Annotated in this window: 17 protein-coding genes; 14 read left to right on the top strand and 3 right to left on the bottom strand. The window is 61.4% G+C overall.

Features of this window, described 5'->3' with window-relative positions; genetic code table 11:
- The first annotated feature begins 66 nt into the window (after positions 1-66).
- Both pyrC and rnt read left to right on the top strand, forming a co-directional pair.
- Positions 67-1,113 (top strand): dihydroorotase, encoded by a 1,047-nt coding sequence (pyrC, locus tag H618_RS0112225; protein ID WP_028695348.1) that lies wholly within the window; start codon positions 67-69, stop codon positions 1,111-1,113.
- Positions 1,110-1,778, top strand: a complete 669-nt coding sequence (gene rnt / locus H618_RS0112220; protein ID WP_028695347.1) for a ribonuclease T — start codon at positions 1,110-1,112, stop codon at positions 1,776-1,778. Before pyrC ends, rnt begins: the two co-directional genes overlap by 4 nt.
- A 100-nt stretch (positions 1,779-1,878) precedes the next feature.
- On the opposite strand, the gene H618_RS0112215 is transcribed toward rnt, so the two are convergent.
- On the bottom strand, positions 1,879-2,481 hold the full coding sequence (locus H618_RS0112215; RefSeq protein ID WP_028695346.1) for a peroxiredoxin: 603 nt from the start codon (positions 2,479-2,481) through the stop codon (positions 1,879-1,881).
- Between the two features lie 210 nt (positions 2,482-2,691).
- Here H618_RS0112215 and H618_RS0112210 point away from each other — a divergent pair, with 210 nt between their 5' ends.
- Both H618_RS0112210 and bfr read left to right on the top strand, forming a co-directional pair.
- Entirely contained in the window at positions 2,692-2,910 is a 219-nt protein-coding gene (locus tag H618_RS0112210) for a bacterioferritin-associated ferredoxin (protein ID WP_028695345.1), read from the top strand.
- Positions 2,911-3,112: 202 nt separating this feature from the next.
- On the top strand, positions 3,113-3,586 hold the full coding sequence (gene bfr / locus H618_RS0112205) for a bacterioferritin (RefSeq protein WP_028695344.1): 474 nt from the start codon (positions 3,113-3,115) through the stop codon (positions 3,584-3,586).
- Between the two features lie 115 nt (positions 3,587-3,701).
- Here the strand turns inward: bfr and grxD are convergent, their stop codons facing one another.
- Positions 3,702-4,037 carry a Grx4 family monothiol glutaredoxin gene (grxD, locus tag H618_RS0112200; RefSeq protein WP_028695343.1) on the bottom strand — a complete coding sequence of 112 codons (336 nt, stop codon included), beginning with the start codon at positions 4,035-4,037 and terminating at the stop codon, positions 3,702-3,704.
- A 418-nt stretch (positions 4,038-4,455) separates the two neighbouring features.
- Between grxD and argF the strand changes: the two genes are divergently transcribed.
- Both argF and H618_RS0112190 read left to right on the top strand, forming a co-directional pair.
- A complete protein-coding gene (gene argF / locus H618_RS0112195) occupies positions 4,456-5,376 on the top strand; it encodes an ornithine carbamoyltransferase (protein ID WP_028695342.1) in 921 nt (306 codons plus the stop codon).
- Positions 5,373-6,479 carry an ABC transporter ATP-binding protein gene (locus tag H618_RS0112190; protein WP_028695341.1) on the top strand — a complete coding sequence of 369 codons (1,107 nt, stop codon included), beginning with the start codon at positions 5,373-5,375 and terminating at the stop codon, positions 6,477-6,479. The genes argF and H618_RS0112190 overlap by 4 nt, the downstream gene beginning before the upstream one ends.
- 43 nt (positions 6,480-6,522) lie before the next feature.
- On the opposite strand, the gene ybaK is transcribed toward H618_RS0112190, so the two are convergent.
- The gene (ybaK, locus tag H618_RS0112185) at positions 6,523-6,990 is read right to left on the bottom strand and encodes a Cys-tRNA(Pro) deacylase (RefSeq protein WP_028695340.1); all 468 of its coding nucleotides are present in this window, start codon (positions 6,988-6,990) and stop codon (positions 6,523-6,525) included.
- Positions 6,991-7,284: 294 nt separating this feature from the next.
- On the opposite strand from ybaK, the gene H618_RS0112180 reads away from it, so the two are divergent.
- The 8 genes from H618_RS0112180 to H618_RS0112145 all read left to right on the top strand — a co-directional run bounded on the left by H618_RS0112180 (position 7,285) and on the right by H618_RS0112145 (position 15,792).
- Complete coding sequence (locus H618_RS0112180) at positions 7,285-8,133, top strand: MIP/aquaporin family protein (protein WP_028695339.1); 849 nt, start codon at positions 7,285-7,287, stop codon at positions 8,131-8,133.
- Positions 8,134-8,196: 63 nt separating this feature from the next.
- Positions 8,197-9,696: a glycerol kinase GlpK gene (gene glpK / locus H618_RS0112175; protein ID WP_028695338.1), complete on the top strand. Its 1,500-nt coding sequence runs from the start codon at positions 8,197-8,199 to the stop codon at positions 9,694-9,696.
- 145 nt (positions 9,697-9,841) lie between these two features.
- Positions 9,842-10,597 carry a DeoR/GlpR family transcriptional regulator gene (locus H618_RS0112170; RefSeq protein WP_028695337.1) on the top strand — a complete coding sequence of 252 codons (756 nt, stop codon included), beginning with the start codon at positions 9,842-9,844 and terminating at the stop codon, positions 10,595-10,597.
- Between the two features lie 188 nt (positions 10,598-10,785).
- Positions 10,786-12,318: a glycerol-3-phosphate dehydrogenase gene (gene glpD / locus H618_RS0112165; RefSeq protein WP_028695336.1), complete on the top strand. Its 1,533-nt coding sequence runs from the start codon at positions 10,786-10,788 to the stop codon at positions 12,316-12,318.
- 263 nt (positions 12,319-12,581) lie between these two features.
- Complete coding sequence (locus tag H618_RS0112160) at positions 12,582-13,499, top strand: glutamate/aspartate ABC transporter substrate-binding protein (protein WP_028695335.1); 918 nt, start codon at positions 12,582-12,584, stop codon at positions 13,497-13,499.
- Between the two features lie 143 nt (positions 13,500-13,642).
- A complete protein-coding gene (locus H618_RS0112155) occupies positions 13,643-14,389 on the top strand; it encodes an amino acid ABC transporter permease (RefSeq protein ID WP_028695334.1) in 747 nt (248 codons plus the stop codon).
- Entirely contained in the window at positions 14,390-15,061 is a 672-nt protein-coding gene (locus H618_RS0112150) for an amino acid ABC transporter permease (protein ID WP_028695333.1), read from the top strand. It abuts the gene before it with no gap.
- A complete protein-coding gene (locus H618_RS0112145) occupies positions 15,058-15,792 on the top strand; it encodes an amino acid ABC transporter ATP-binding protein (RefSeq protein ID WP_028695332.1) in 735 nt (244 codons plus the stop codon). Before H618_RS0112150 ends, H618_RS0112145 begins: the two co-directional genes overlap by 4 nt.
- Positions 15,793-15,814 lie beyond the last annotated feature (22 nt).

Raw genomic sequence — 15,814 nt, 5'->3', positions numbered from 1 at the left:
GTGATGCTCGCAGGGCGGTTTTCCGGTAGGATTCACCCCCTGAGTTCGACCCGCCTGGAATCCTCAATGTCCGATCGCCTGACCCTCCTGCGCCCCGACGACTGGCACATCCATCTGCGCGATGGTGCCGTGCTGCGTCACACCGTTGCCGACGTGGCGCGCACCTTCGCCCGCGCCATCGTCATGCCCAACCTGGTTCCACCGGTGCGCAGTGCCGATGAAGCAGGCGCCTACCGCAGTCGCATCCTTGCCGCGCGCCCGGCAGGCAGCAGCTTCGAGCCGCTGATGGTGCTTTACCTGACCGACCGTACCAGCCGCGAGGACATCCTCGCCGCCAAGGCCAGCGGTTTCGTCTACGCCGCCAAGCTGTATCCGGCCGGGGCCACCACCAACTCCGATTCCGGCGTCACCAGCATCGACAACATCTTCCCGGCCATCGAGGCATTGGCCGAGACCGGTATGCCGCTGCTGGTCCACGGTGAGGTCACCCACGCCGACATCGACGTGTTCGACCGCGAGAAACGCTTCATCGACGAGCACATGCGCCGTCTGGTCGATCGCTTCCCGACCCTCAAAGTAGTGTTCGAACACATCACCACCGCCGATGCCGCGCAGTTCGTCAACGAGGCCTCGGCCAACGTTGCCGCCACCATCACCGCCCAGCACCTGCTGTACAACCGCAACCACATGTTGGTCGGCGGCATCCGCCCGCACTTCTATTGCCTGCCGATTCTCAAGCGCAACACCCACCAGGTGGCGCTGCTCGACGCCGCCACCAGCGGCAGCGCGAAATTCTTCCTCGGCACCGACTCGGCGCCCCACGCCCGTCACGCCAAGGAAAATGCCTGCGGCTGCGCCGGTTGCTACACCGCCTACGCTGCCATCGAGCTGTACGCCGAGGCCTTTGAGTCGCGCAACGCGCTGGACAAGCTGGAAGGTTTCGCCAGCCTGCACGGCCCGGCTTTCTATGGCCTGCCGGCCAACACCGATCACATTACCTTGGTCCGTGAAGCGTGGACGGCTCCCGACGCCCTGCCCTTCGGTGAGCAGACCGTCATTCCGCTGCGCGCGGGTGAAACACTGCGCTGGCGCCTGCTGGAGGAACACGCGTGAGCGACGAGCATTACGAAGACGAGCAAGAAAGCCAGGGTAACAGCGGCCCACGCCACCCGATGGCCGAGCGCTTTCGTGGCTATCTGCCGGTGGTCGTTGACGTCGAGACCGGCGGTTTCAACAGCGCCACCGACGCCCTGCTGGAAATTGCCGCAGTGACCATCGGCATGGACGACAAAGGCTTCCTGTTCCCGGAACACACCTACTTCTTCCGCGTCGAGCCGTTCGAAGGCGCCAACGTCGAAGCGGCAGCGCTGGAATTCACCGGGATCAAGCTCGACCATCCACTGCGCATGGCGGTGCAGGAAGAAGCGGCCCTGACCGATATTTTCCGCGGCGTGCGCAAGGCGCTGAAGGCCAATGGCTGCAAGCGGGCAATTCTGGTCGGCCACAACAGCAGTTTCGATCTGGGCTTTCTCAATGCCGCGGTAGCGCGCAACGACATCAAGCGCAACCCGTTCCACCCGTTCTCCAGCTTCGACACCGCCACACTGGCGGGGCTGGCCTACGGACAGACCGTCCTGGCACGTGCTTGCCAAAGCGCCGATATCGACTTCGACGGACGCGAGGCGCATTCGGCCCGCTACGACACCGAGAAGACCGCCGAGCTGTTCTGCGCCATCGTCAACCGCTGGAAAGACATGGGCGGTTGGCGTTCACATTGAGGATAGCGGCAAGTGACAAGAGAAGGCCGACCGCTTGCCGCTTGCAGCTCCCAACTTGCAGCTAAAAAAACCGGCCATCGAGGCCGGTTTTTTTGTTCCCTTACAGCTTGCCGGCGTTCTCGCTCAGGTAAGCCGCAACACCTTCAGGCGAGGCGTTCATGCCTTTGTCGCCTTTCTTCCAGTTGGCAGGGCAGACTTCGCCGTGCTCTTCGTGGAATTGCAGGGCATCGACCAGACGCAGCAGCTCGTCCATGTTACGACCCAGCGGCAGGTCGTTGACGATCTGCGAACGCACGACACCGTTGGTATCGATCAGGAAGGCGCCACGGAAGGCCACGCCGCCTTCGGATTCGACGTCGTAGGCTTTGCAGATTTCGTGGGTGATGTCGGCCGCCAGGGTGTATTTGACCTGGCCGATGCCACCATTGTTGACTGGGGTGTTACGCCAGGCGTTGTGGGTGAAGTGCGAGTCGATGGAGACACCGATCACTTCCACGCCGCGGGCGGCGAAGTCAGGAATACGGTTGTCCAGGGCGATCAGTTCGGAGGGGCAAACGAAGGTGAAGTCCAGTGGGTAGAAGAACACCAGACCGTACTTGCCCTTGATGGCCGAGGCCAGGTTGAAGCTGTCGACGATTTCGCCGCTGCCGAGTACGGCTGGAACGGTGAAGTCAGGGGCTTGCTTGCCAACGAGAACGCTCATTCTTTATCTCCTGATGAGGGGCAACGATTAACGCCCGGCGGAACGTATTCGACCGGGATCACACAAGGCCGACCATCATACACGGCTTGAGGTGACAGTCCGAATCTACCGTCGGTCGCCGTGGCGGAGGAAAGCGCCGGGGCGTTTTGACAAGCATTATCATTACCATTAAGCTCCAACCCATCGAACCTCCAAGCGATGGTCAGCCTTATGTATGTGTGTCTTTGTGTCGGTGTCACCGATGGACAGATCCGCGAAGCGATCTACGAAGGATGCTGCAGCTACAAGGAAGTACGCGACACCACCCAAGTCGGTACGCAGTGCGGAAAATGCGCCTGCCTGGCCAAGCAGGTGGTCCGCGAAACGCTCACCGAACTCCAGGTCAGCCAGCAGACCACGACATTCGCGGTAGAATTTACCGCCGCTTAAATAGCGCTTATTTGAAGAACCGGGCCTCGCGTCCGGTTTTTTTATGTCCTAAATTCAACAAGTTAGCGCTCTAACGCGGTTCACAAACATTCTTATTCCCATTAAATTTCACTTATTATTCAATAACTTAGGTTTGACACCCTGCAAGGACGCGCTCAGACTTGCTGCTATTGGCATCTTTTCCTATAGCAGGCACCCAGACATGAAAGGCGATATCAGCGTCATCCAGCATCTCAACAAGATCCTCGGTAACGAGCTGGTCGCAATCAACCAGTACTTCCTGCATGCCCGTATGTACGAAGACTGGGGCCTGAACAAGCTCGGCAAGCACGAGTACAAAGAATCCATCGACGAGATGAAGCACGCTGACAAACTGATCAAGCGTATTCTGTTCCTCGAAGGCATTCCCAACGTTCAGGATCTGGGCAAGCTGCTGATCGGTGAGCACACCAAGGAAATGCTCGAGTGTGACCTGACCCTCGAACGCAAAGGCCTGACCGACCTCAAAGCCGCCATCGCTCATTGCGAAACCATGGGTGATTTCGGCAGCCGTGACATGCTCGAAGACATCCTCGAGTCCGAGGAAGAGCACATCGATTGGCTGGAAACCCAGCTGGGCCTGATCGACAAGATCGGTATCGAAAACTACCTGCAGTCGCAGATGGGCGAAGAGTAATATTCCGGCCCACGAAAAAGCCCCGCTACGTGCATGCGTAGCGGGGCTTTTTCATTCCAACCTGGCCGGTGCCGGCGTCGAGGTCACGACGGGCACCGGTAGCTGTCAAGCAGCCTCAGGCTTCGGCGGCCTTGGCCTTGGCAGCGGCGTCCTTGACCAGGGTCTGTAGTTCGCCGTTTTCGAACATCTCGAGCATGATGTCGCAGCCGCCGACCAGCTCGCCGCCTACCCACAGCTGTGGGAAGGTCGGCCAGTTGGCGTACTTGGGAAGGTTGGCGCGGATTTCCGGGTTCTGCAGGATGTCGACGTAGGCGAACTTTTCACCACAGCCCATCACAGCCTGGGAAGCCTTGGCCGAAAAGCCGCACTGCGGCGCGTTCGGCGAGCCTTTCATATAAAGCAGAATGGTGTTGTTGGCGATCTGCTCTTTGATTGTTTCGATGATATCCATGAAGCACCTCGGCTGAACTTTCCGACAGGTTCGTCGGCACGGTGGGGCATTGTATCGGAAAGCCGATCAGCCTGCTCGGTCATACCGACCGGGCGATATCACCCCGCGCCTGCGTTGCAGCAGACACAGCCCGGCAGTCACTGACGACCCGCACAGTTCAGAAGCGACGAGGGGTTTGCCAAGCGATGGGCGAGCCGTGTACAACCGATGTAACAAATAAACAACGGCCGCCCCACTATCGGCGCCGTACTCTGCGCGCGATCCGCCTGAAGACCCCTTGGTTTCAAGCGACATTTAATTATAGTATTGCGCCTTTCCCCATTTCCGTCCGCGCTATGCGGCTTACGCCGCAGGCCATTGCCGTTGTCAAGAAAAGCCAACGGCGGCCTGCAAAACGTTGCAATTAAGGTAGTCAATCATGAGCGCTAGGCACTTTCTCTCCCTGCTGGATTTCACTGCTGACGAATTGATCGGCGTGGTCCGTCGAGGCATCGAGCTAAAAGACCTGCGTAACCGCGGCGTGGTATTCGAGCCGCTGAAAAATCGTGTACTGGGGATGATTTTCGAAAAATCCTCGACGCGGACTCGCGTGTCATTCGAAGCCGGCATGATTCAGCTCGGCGGCCAGGCCATTTTCCTCTCCCCGCGCGACACCCAACTGGGTCGCGGCGAGCCGATCGCCGATAGCGCCAAGGTGCTGTCGCGCATGGTCGATGCGGTGATGATCCGCACCCATGCCCACGACACCCTCACCGAGTTCGCCGCCAACTCACGCGTACCGCTCATCAATGGTCTGTCGGACGAATCGCACCCCTGCCAGTTGCTGGCCGACATGCAGACCTTCATCGAGCACCGCGGCTCGATCCAGGGCAAGACCGTGGCCTGGGTCGGTGACGGCTTCAACATGTGCAACTCGTACATCGAAGCTGCCGTGCAGTTCGACTTTCAGCTGCGCATCGCCTGCCCGGAAGGCTACGATCCAGACCCACGCTTCATGGCCTTGGGGGGCGATCGCGTACAGATCGTGCGCGATCCGCAGGCGGCGGTCAGCGGCGCGCATCTGGTGACCACCGATGTCTGGACTTCCATGGGCCAGGAGGAGGAAACTGCACGGCGCCTGGCGCACTTCGCGCCATACCAGGTGACCCGAGCGTTGCTCGACCTGGCGGCACCCGACGCCCTGTTCATGCACTGCCTGCCTGCCCACCGGGGCGAGGAAATCAGCCATGATCTGCTCGACGACCCCCGTTCGGTCGCCTGGGATCAAGCTGAAAACCGCTTGCATGCGCAGAAGGCCCTTCTCGAATTCGTCATCGAACCGGCTTACCACCACGCATGAGTCATTCCCTACTGCTGAATCTGCGCAACCTGGCCTGTGGCTATGGCGATCAACGCATCGTCCAGAACCTCAATCTGCACTTGAATGCCGGCGACATTGGTTGCCTGCTGGGCTCCTCGGGTTGCGGCAAGACCACCACGCTGCGCGCCATCGCAGGCTTCGAACCGGTGCACGATGGCGAAATCCAGCTGGCCGGCGAGGTCATCTCGCGGCCCGGCTTCACCCTGTCGCCGGAAAAACGTCGGATCGGCATGGTGTTCCAGGATTACGCACTGTTCCCCCACCTGACCGTGGCGCAGAACATCGCCTTCGGCATCGCCAAGCACCCGCGCCAGACCGAGGTGGTGGACGAGATGCTGGCATTGGTCAAGCTCAACGGGCTGGGCGCCCGTTACCCCCACGAGCTCTCCGGAGGCCAGCAACAGCGTGTGGCGCTTGCCCGTGCGCTGGCCCCCGAGCCGCAGTTGCTGTTGCTCGACGAACCGTTTTCCAACCTCGACGTCGAACTGCGTCGACGCCTGAGCCACGAGGTGCGTGACATTCTCAAGAGCCGCGGCACCAGCGCCATTCTGGTCACCCACGACCAGGAAGAAGCCTTTGCCGTGAGCGATCAGGTCGGCGTGTTCAAGGAAGGCCGTCTCGAACAGTGGGACAGCCCGTACAACCTGTACCACGAACCGCAGACGCCGTTCGTGGCGAGCTTCGTCGGTCAGGGCTATTTCATCCGCGGGCAAATGAGCAGCCATGAAGCGGTCAGCACCGAACTGGGCGAACTGCGCGGCAATCGCGCCTATTCCATGACCGCAGGCAGCCCGGTCGATGTGCTGCTGCGTCCGGACGATCTGGTCTACGCACCCGACAGCCCACTGCGTGCGCGGGTGGTCGGCAAGAGTTTCCTCGGCGCCTCGACGCTGTATCGCCTGCAACTGCCGACCGGCAGCCAGCTGGAGGCGATTTTCCCCAGCCATAACGATCATCAGGTCGGTGAAGAGGTGGGTATCAAGGTTGCCGCCGAGCACCTGGTATTGTTCGCCGTCTCTGGCAGCGTGGCGGCGCAACTGACCGAACAGCACGGCGTGCGCCGCCACAGCTCGCCGCTCTGAGCCCTTCCGTGCCCGCCGCCTCGACCGAGGCGGCCGCGCGGCATCAGCGTCCGATGGCGGCGAACACCCCTTGGGTATACTGCGCCAGCAGCGCCGCCGCCAGCTCCACTTCCAGCCCACGCCGTCCAGCACTCACATGGATGCTGGGAAACGATTGCGCAGACGCGTCGATGAACGTGCGCAGGCGTTTTTTCTGCCCCAGCGGGCTGATCCCCCCAACCAGATAGCCAGTCGCCCGCTGAGCAGCGCCAGGGTCGGCCATTTCGCACTTTTTCACCCCGGCGGCCTGGGCCAGCGCCTTGAGATCGAGGGTGCCCACCACCGGGACCACCGCCACCAGCAACTCGCCCTTCTCACTGCTGGCCAGCAGCGTCTTGAACACCTGCTGTGGATCGAGCCCAAGCTTCTCGGCGGCTTCCAGGCCATAGGAGGCGGATTTGGGATCGTGTTCATAGCTGTGTACGCGATGTTCGGCGCGGACCTTCTTCAGCAGGTCAAGGGCGGGTGTCATGGGCGACTCCGGACGAGGCCAGTGGGGCCGCTACTGTAGAAGAAAAGCCCATGCCCAGCCATAGGTCGGTGCGCCTGGCCAATGGACGTTCTCTATGACTCTGGTCAGAATATGGCCCAGTGTTCAGTTTCGACCTTTGACATCCGCGTTTCTTGTCTATATTTTTTCGTTTTTGAATAGAGGGTGCACTTTCCTGGTGCAGCTTCCTTACTTGCCCGACGTCAACTGGATCGACCACGGGCCTTGCTGTCAGGCGCACAGCGCGTCTCACTACAACAAGAAACGAGGTCATACATGACGAATGCTCTAAGACAGCCCACCCTGGCCGCTCAATGCCTGGCCGAATTTCTCGGCACCGCCCTACTCATCTTCTTCGGCACCGGCTGCGTCGCCGCGCTCAAGGTCGCGGGCGCAAGCTTCGGCTTGTGGGAAATCAGCATCATCTGGGGAATCGGCGTGAGCATGGCGATCTACCTCACCGCGGGGGTATCGGGCGCTCACCTGAACCCGGCCGTGAGCATCGCCCTGGCAGTGTTCGCCGGTTTCGAGAAACGCAAGTTGCCGCTGTACATCGCCTCTCAGGTGCTCGGCGCGTTTTGCGCCGCGGCGCTGGTCTACACGTTGTACAGCGCGTTGTTTTTCGATTACGAACACCTGCACGCCATTACCCGCGGCAGTGAAGCGAGCCTGGAACTGTCGGCAGTGTTCTCTACCTACCCCAATGCCGCATTGTCCACGGCCCAGGCCTTCCTGGTGGAAACCGTCATCACGGCGATCCTGATGGCCGTGATCATGGCCCTGACCGATGACAACAACGGACTGCCACGCGGCGCGATGGCGCCCTTGCTGATCGGCCTGCTGATCGCAGTAATCGGCAGCGCGATGGGGCCGCTTACCGGCTTTGCGATGAACCCGGCGCGGGACTTCGGCCCCAAGCTGATGACTTTTTTCGCTGGCTGGGGCGAAATTGCCTTCACCGGTGGTCGAACCATTCCTTATTTCCTGGTACCGATCTTCGCCCCCATCTTCGGCGCCTGCCTCGGTGCCGGACTGTACCGTGTGCTCATCGCCCGGCACTTGCCCGGGCCGGTCGAAGCGCCGCTGAGCGACGATACTGCCCAGGGTGAAACCCAGACTTCCTGATGTCGATGCCGGGTGCAGCCACCCGCGATACCCGGACCCTCTTCTTCTTGCAGGCCAACGACCATGACAGACACCCAGGACAAGCACTACATCATCGCCCTGGATCAAGGCACCACCAGTTCGCGAGCGATCATCTTCGACCGTGATGCCAATGTGGTGGGCACCTCCCAGCGTGAATTCGTCCAGCACTATCCGCAGGCCGGCTGGGTCGAGCATGACCCGATGGAAATCTTCGCCACGCAAAGCGGCACCATGGTCGAGGCGCTGGCCCAGGCCGGCATCAGCCATGCCCAGGTCGCCGCGATCGGCATCACCAACCAACGCGAAACCACCGTCGTATGGGACCGCGAGACCGGTCGGCCGGTGTACAACGCCATCGTCTGGCAATGCCGGCGCAGCACCGAAATCTGCGCCCAGCTCAAGCGCGACGGGCATGCCGACTACATCCGCGAAGCCACCGGTCTTGTCACCGACCCGTACTTCTCAGGTTCCAAGCTCAAGTGGATCCTCGACAACGTCGAGGGCGTGCGCGAACGCGCCGAGCGCGGCGAGCTGCTGTTTGGCACCATCGATACCTGGCTCATCTGGAAATTCACCGGTGGCAAGGTCCACGTCACCGACTACACCAACGCCTCACGCACGCTGATGTTCAACATCCATACCCTGGAGTGGGACGACAAGCTGCTGGAGATTCTCGACATCCCGCGGCAGATGCTGCCCGAGGTGCGTTCGTCTTCCGAGGTCTATGGCCACATCAAGAGCGGTATCGCCATCGCCGGTATCGCGGGTGACCAGCAGTCGGCGCTGTTCGGGCAGATGTGCGTTGAGCCGGGTCAGGCCAAGAACACCTACGGCACAGGCTGCTTCCTGCTGATGAACACCGGCAGCAAGGCGGTCAGTTCGTCCCACGGCCTGCTCACCACCATCGCCTGCGGCCCGCGTGGCGAGGTGGCCTATGCCCTGGAAGGCGCGGTCTTCAACGGCGGCTCCACCGTGCAATGGCTGCGTGACGAACTGAAGATCGTCAATGACGCGCTGGACACCGAATACTTCGCCAGCAAGGTCAAGGACAGCAATGGCGTGTACCTGGTGCCGGCCTTCACTGGCCTGGGCGCCCCCTACTGGGACCCGTACGCGCGCGGCGCGCTGTTCGGCCTGACCCGCGGGGTCAAGGTCGACCACATCATCCGCGCGGCCCTGGAGTCGATTGCCTACCAGACCCGCGATGTGCTCGACGCCATGCAGCAGGACTGCGGCGAGCGCCTGTCGGAACTGCGCGTCGATGGCGGTGCGGTGGCCAACAACTTCCTCATGCAGTTCCAGGCCGACATCCTCGGCACCTGCGTCGAGCGCCCGAAAATGCGCGAAACCACGGCCCTTGGCGCGGCCTACCTGGCCGGTCTTGCCTGCGGTTTCTGGAGCGGGCTGGAGGAGTTGCGCAACAAGGCGGTGATCGAGCGCGAGTTCAGCCCACAACTGGACGATGGGCAAAAAGAGAAGCTCTACGCCGGTTGGAAAAAAGCCATCGAGCGTACCCGCGACTGGGAAGATCACGACGCCTGATCAGTGCAACGCCAGCGGTGCTGCGGTTGTTTTCTGACACCCAGCGCCGCTGGCCTACGGACCGTGTAGACCCCGACGCACTGGCCGTCATCCCTTTCCTACGGCATGATTGCAGCATTTGTCCGGCAGCCCCCAAGGACCGCCCATGAATCTGCCTCCACGCCAGCAACAAATCCTCGAGCTGGTCCGCGAACGCGGCTACGTCAGCATCGAGGAGATGGCGCAGCTGTTCGTCGTCACCCCGCAAACCATCCGCCGTGATATCAACCAGCTAGCCGAGCTGAACATGCTGCGCCGTTACCACGGTGGCGCTGCCTACGATTCGAGCATCGAAAACACCGCCTACAGCATGCGCGCTGACCAGATGCGCGACGAGAAGCAACGCATCGCCGAAACCGTCGCCGGGCAAATCCCCGACCACGCCTCGCTGTTCATCAATATCGGTACCACCACCGAATCCATTGCCCGTGCACTGCTCAACCACAGCCAGTTGAAGGTGATCACCAACAACCTGCACGTGGCCTCGATTCTGAGCGCCAAGGAAGACTTCGAAGTCCTGGTCGCAGGCGGCACGGTGCGCCGGGATGGCGGTGTGGTGGGTCAGGCCAGCGTCGATTTCATCAGCCAGTTCAAAGTGGATTTTGCCGTGGTCGGTATCAGCGGCATCGATGAAGACGGCAGCTTACTGGACTTCGACTATCAGGAGGTGCGGGTGTCCCAGGCGATCATCGCCAACGCGCGCCAGGTAATTCTCGCTGCCGACTCGAGCAAGTTCGGGCGCAATGCCATGGTTCGCCTGGGTTCGATCAGCCTGGTCGACTGCCTGGTGACCGACAAGCCGCCCTCCCCTGCGCTGACCCAACTGCTCAACGAGCACAAGGTGCGCCTGGACCTGGTGTAACCAGCACTCCCCCTGACGCAGCAGACATGCGAATCGATCAGGTCAATGTTCGATAATGTTCGTTTCGTCGAAAAAAGATCAAAAACCCAATCAACACACTGGAGATTGAAATATACCTGGGCTAGTATTTTCGCAAACGAACATTAGTGTTCACTTTTGCTGATACTCGCGCCCAGGAGGCCTTCACCGTGTCCCAGCCCGTCACCTCCACGCCCCCGCTTGCCGACTGCTACGACGTTGCCGTGATTGGCGGCGGCATCAATGGTGTCGGCATCGCCACCGATGCCGCAGGCCGCGGGCTCAGCGTGTTTCTGTGCGAAAAGGACGACCTGGCCCAGCACACCTCTTCGGCCAGCAGCAAGCTGATCCATGGCGGCCTGCGCTATCTGGAGCATTACGAATTTCGCCTGGTTCGCGAGGCGCTGGCCGAACGTGAAGTGCTGCTGGCCAAGGCCCCGCACATCGTCAAACCGATGCGCTTCGTCCTGCCCCACCGCCCTCACCTGCGCCCAGCATGGATGATTCGCGCCGGCCTGTTCCTCTACGACAACCTGGGCAAGCGCAAGCGTCTTGGTGCCTCGCGCAGCCTGCGTTTCGGCCCGGGATATCCACTCAAGCCGGCCATCACCCGCGGCTTCGAATATGCCGACTGCTGGGTCGACGACGCGCGCCTGGTGGTGCTCAACGCCATGGCCGCCCGCGAACACGGCGCGCATATCCACACCCGCACGCGCTGCCTGCGTGCCGAACGCGTCGACGGCGTGTGGCAGGTCGAGCTGCAGCGCGCCGATGGCAGCGTCTACAGCATCCGCGCCCGGGCATTGGTCAATGCTGCCGGGCCATGGGTCGCAAGCTTCATCAAAGATGACCTCAAGCTCACCGCGCCCTATGGCATTCGCCTGATCCAGGGTAGCCACCTGGTGGTGCCGCGCCTTTACGAAGGCGAGCAGGCCTACATCCTGCAGAACGAGGACAAACGCATCGTCTTCTGCATCCCTTACCTCGACCGCTTCACCCTGATCGGCACCACCGACCGTGAATACAGCGGCGACCCGGCCAAAGTGGCGATCACCGAAGCAGAAACCGACTACCTGCTGAACGTGGTCAATGGCCACTTCAATCACCAGCTGAGCCGCAGCGACATTCGCCACACCTTCTCGGGGGTGCGACCGCTGTGCAACGACGAATCGGACAACCCCTCGGCCGTCACCCGTGACTACACCCTGGCGTTGTCGGCCAGCAGTGGCCAGGCACCGTTGCTGTCGGTATTCGGCGGCAAGTTGACCACCTACCGCAAACTGGCCGAATCGGCCATGGCCGAGCTCAAGCCGTTCTTCAGCCAGATGCGCGGCAGCTGGACCGCCGAAGCGCCACTGCCAGGCGGTGAGCAGATGAGCACCGCGCAGGCGCTCTGCGAGCAACTGCAGGCGCGTCACAGCTGGCTGGCAGCCGACATCGCCAAGCGCTGGGCAGTCACCTACGGCAGCCGTGTGTGGCAGATGCTCGACGGTGTCAGCGGGCCTGCCGACCTGGGTCAGGCCTTCGGCGCCGGCTTGTTCAGCCGCGAAGTCGACTACCTGCGCGCCAACGAATGGGCACTGGAGGTCCGCGATATCCTCTGGCGACGCACCAAGCTGGGTCTTTCGCTGAACCAAAGCGAACAGCAGGCCCTGGCGGACTACCTGGCAGAAACCGCGCAGCGGTCCACCGCAGCAGCCTGAGAAACGCGTCGGTGCACCTATTCATTCGGATAACCGAACGGTGCGCCGACAGTCGTTCGGTATTCCGCACGAATACTTACTTACAGGTTCGTTGAAAAAGATCAAACCCCGCGATTTTCACGACGTTATAGTCGAGCAGTGAGCTTGGCACGACTCATGCTCTACACTTGGTCACCGACTGCAGCGATCACGCGTTGCAGACGTTGAACGAAAGAGTCCGCCAACGGCTCCATAAAAAAAACAAACACGTCGAGGAAAATTTGATGCGTATCGTTCGTCAATTGCTGGGCGCGGCCATCGCCGCTGCGGTATTCGCTTCCCCCGTCATGGCCGAAGAACTGACCGGCACCCTGAAGAAGATCAAGGACTCCGGCACCATCACCCTGGGCCACCGCGACTCCTCCATTCCATTTTCCTACCTGGCTGGCAAGCCAGAGCCCATCGGCTACTCGCACGACGTGCAACTGGCTGTGGTCGAGGCCCTGAAGAAGCAACTGGGCACCGACATCAAGGTCCGCTACAACCTGGTCACCTCGCAAACCCGTATCCCGCTGGTGCAGAACGGCACCGTCGATCTGGAGTGCGGCTCCACCACCAACAACGTCGAGCGTCAGCAGCAAGTTGGCTTCACGGTTGGCATCTTCGAAGTCGGTACCCGTCTGCTGACCAAGGTCAAGGACGGTCAGCCAGCCTACAAGGACTTCCCTGACCTGGCCGGCAAGAACGTCGTGACCACTGCCGGCACCACGTCCGAGCGTCTGCTCAAGGCGATGAACGCCGACAAGCAGATGAAGATGAACGTGATTTCCGCCAAGGACCACGGCGAGGCGTTCAACATGCTCGAAAGCGGCCGCGCCGTGGCCTTCATGATGGACGACGCACTGCTCGCCGGCGAAATGGCCAAGGCCAAGAAGCCTGCCGACTGGGTCATCACCGGCACCCCTCAGTCGTACGAAATCTACGGCTGCATGGTGCGTAAAGGCGACGACTCCTTCAAGAAAGCGGTCGACGAGGCCATCGTCGCCTACTTCAAGTCGGGTGACGTGAACAAGAGCTACGACAAGTGGTTCCAGCAGCCGATCCCACCCAAGGGCCTGAACCTGCAGTTCCCGATGAGCGACGAGCTCAAGAAGCTGATCGCCGAGCCGACCGACAAGGCCGCCGACGACAAGACCTCCTGACCCCACCCCTGGCCTGCTGCGCCGTATGCGCGTGAATTAACCCGGCAGGCCTGCCGTTAGTGTCTAACCTTTCCTCCGAGGGCGCCCGTCGCCCTCGAAGGTTCGAAGGTGCCCGTGAAACGATCGTCTGAGGGGAAATCCCGATGAATTACAACTGGGACTGGGGCGTGTTCTTCAGGTCCACCGGGGTGGGCGATGAAACCTACCTCGACTGGTACATCACAGGTCTTGGCTGGACCATCGCCATCGCCATCAGCGCCTGGATCATCGCGCTGCTGCTGGGCTCGGTGCTGGGTGTCATGCGTACCATGCCGAACCGCCTGGTGTCGGGAATCGCCACCGCCTACGTCGAGCTGTTCCGTAACGTGCCGCTGCTGGTGCAGCTGTTCATCTGGTACTTCCTGGTGCCCGATCTGCTGCCCGAAGGCCTGCAGGAATGGTTCAAGCAAGACCTCAACCCGACCACTTCGGCGCTGATCAGCGTGATCGTGTGCCTGGGCCTGTTCACCGCAGCGCGGGTCTGCGAGCAGGTGCGCACCGGTATCCAGGCGCTGCCGCGCGGCCAGGAGTCGGCGGCTCGCGCGATGGGCTTCAGCCTCACGCAGATCTACAGCAATGTGCTGCTGCCCCAGGCCTTCCGCATCATCATTCCGCCGCTTACCTCCGAGTTTCTCAACGTCTTCAAGAACTCCTCGGTCGCCTCGCTGATCGGCCTGATGGAGCTGCTGGCGCAGACCAAGCAAACCGCCGAGTTCTCCGCCAACCTGTTCGAAGCCTTCACCCTCGCCACGCTGATCTACTTCACCCTCAACATGGGGCTGATGCTGCTCATGCGCCTGGTCGAGAAGAAAGTCGCCGTGCCCGGCCTGATTTCCGTAGGAGGCAAGTAAATGGAACTGGATTTCAGCGAAATCATTCCTGCGCTGCCGGCACTGTGGGACGGCATGCTGCTGACCCTCGAACTGATGGTCATGGGCGTGGTCGGCGGTATCGCCCTGGGCACCGTGCTGGCCCTGATGCGGCTGTCGTCGAGCAAACTGCTGTCGCGCGTTGCCGGCGCTTACGTCAACTACTTCCGCTCCATTCCGCTGCTGCTGGTGATCACCTGGTTCTACCTGGCGGTGCCGTTCGTGCTGCGCTGGATCACCGGGGAAGACACGCCGATCGGCGCGTTCACCTCGTGTGTGGTGGCGTTCATGATGTTCGAGGCGGCGTACTTCTGCGAAATCGTGCGCGCCGGCGTGCAGGCGATCTCCAAGGGCCAGATGGGCGCCGCACAGGCGCTGGGCATGACCTACGGGCAGACCATGCGCCTGATCATCCTGCCCCAGGCGTTTCGCAAGATGACGCCGCTGCTGCTGCAACAGAGCATCATCCTGTTCCAGGACACTTCGCTGGTGTACACCGTCGGCCTGGTGGACTTCCTCAACTCGGCACGTGCCAACGGCGACATCATCGGACGCTCCCACGAGTTCCTGATCTTCGCCGGGGCGGTGTACTTCGTCATCAGCTTCTCCGCTTCGTGGCTGGTCAAGCGTCTGCAAAAAAGGATCGCCGTATGATTTCCATCAAGAACGTCAACAAGTGGTACGGGGACTTCCAGGTACTCACCGACTGCAACACCGAGGTCAAGAAAGGTGAAGTGGTGGTGGTCTGCGGTCCGTCCGGCTCGGGCAAGTCGACCCTGATCAAGTGCGTCAATGCCCTGGAGCCCTTTCAGAAGGGCGACATCGTGGTCGACGGCACCTCGATCGCCGACTCCAAGACCAACCTGCCCAAGCTGCGCTCGCGGGTGGGCATGGTGTTCCAGCACTTCGAGCTGTTCCCGCACCTGAGCATCACCGAGAACCTGACCATCGCCCAGCGCAAGGTACTCGGCCGCAGTGAAGCCGAAGCGACCAAGAAGGGCCTGGCGCTGCTCGAGCGCGTGGGCCTCAGCGCCCACGCCAAGAAGCACCCCGGTCAGCTTTCCGGTGGTCAGCAGCAGCGTGTGGCCATTGCCCGTGCGTTGTCGATGGACCCTATCGTCATGCTGTTCGACGAACCGACCTCGGCGCTCGACCCGGAAATGGTCAACGAGGTGCTCGATGTGATGGTCGAGCTGGCCCACGAAGGTATGACCATGATGTGCGTCACCCACGAAATGGGCTTCGCGCGCAAGGTGGCCAACCGGGTGATCTTCATGGACAAGGGACACATCATCGAGGACTGCCAGAAGGAAGCCTTCTTCGGTGACCCAAGCGCTCGCCACGAGCGCACCCAGCAATTCCTCAGCAAGATTCTGCAGCACTGAGTGTCGCCCGCCTGCGTTGCTT

Origin of the sequence: Pseudomonas cremoricolorata DSM 17059 = NBRC 16634 (genome assembly GCF_000425745.1) — a bacterium.
GTDB classification, from domain to species: Bacteria; Pseudomonadota; Gammaproteobacteria; order Pseudomonadales; family Pseudomonadaceae; genus Aquipseudomonas; species Aquipseudomonas cremoricolorata.
The sequence above is the reverse complement of the archived record's forward strand: the minus strand, read 5'-3'. Positions and strand labels throughout refer to the sequence as shown.